Genomic DNA, 939 nt, shown 5'->3' on the forward strand with positions numbered 1-939 from the left:
CGCGGCGGGTCGAGCTGCCCACGTATGCCTTCCAGCGTCGGCGGTACTGGCTGGAGTCCTCCACACAGACCGCGGATGTCGTGTCCGCCGGTCTGGGCGCGGCCGGGCACTCCCTGCTGGGTGCGGCGGTCAGCGTGGCCGAGGCGGACGCCGCCGTGGTGCTGACCGGGCGGCTGTCGCCGCACACGCACGCGTGGCTGGCGGACCACACCATCGGTGGGTCGGTTCTGCTGCCGGGCACGGCCTTCGTGGAGCTGGCGCTGCGCGCCGGTGACGAGATCGGCTGCGACGCGGTGGAGGAGCTGACGCTGTACGCCCCGTTGGTGTTCCCGGCTGCCGGGGCCGTCCAGGTGCAGGTCGTGGTCGGGGAGATGGCCGACGGGCGGCGGCCCGTCGGCGTCTACTCCCGGGTCGAGGACGAGCAGTCGCCCGCCGAGTGGGTGCAGCACGCCGGCGGCACCTTGGTCGCCGGTGACCGTACCGACCCCGGCTTCGAGCTGACACAGTGGCCGCCCGCGGGTGCGGAGGCGGTGTCGCTGGAGGGCTTCTACGAGGAGCTGGCCGGGCGGGGCTATGGCTACGGGCCGGTCTTCCGGGGCCTGGAGTCGGTGTGGCGGGCGGGCGATGACCTGTTCGCCGAGGTGGTCCTGTCGGCCGAGGCCGATGGTTTTGGTGTGCATCCGGCGCTGCTGGACGCGGCGCTGCACGCGTCGCTGCTCGACGGCGACGAGCTGCGGGTGCCGTTCACCTGGGCCGGGGTGCGGCTGCACGCGGTCGGTGCCTCGACGTTGCGCGTATGTCTTTCGTCCGGTGACGAGGGTGCGCTGCGTTTGGTCGCCGCCGACGCCGACGGCCTGCCGGTCATCTCGGTGGACGAGCTGCGTACCCAGCCCATGTCGCCAGAGGCGCTGTCCGCCGCGGCCACCCTCGGCGAGGACT

At 73.4% G+C, this 939-nt stretch carries 1 protein-coding gene; it reads left to right on the forward strand.

What is annotated here, in order from left to right:
- The coding region (locus AXW62_RS39745) for a polyketide synthase dehydratase domain-containing protein (protein WP_174556494.1) at positions 1–939 on the forward strand (939 nt) is incomplete at both ends.

Origin of the sequence: Streptomyces hygroscopicus subsp. hygroscopicus, from assembly GCF_001553455.1 — a bacterium.
GTDB lineage: Bacteria > Actinomycetota > Actinomycetes > Streptomycetales > Streptomycetaceae > Streptomyces > Streptomyces hygroscopicus.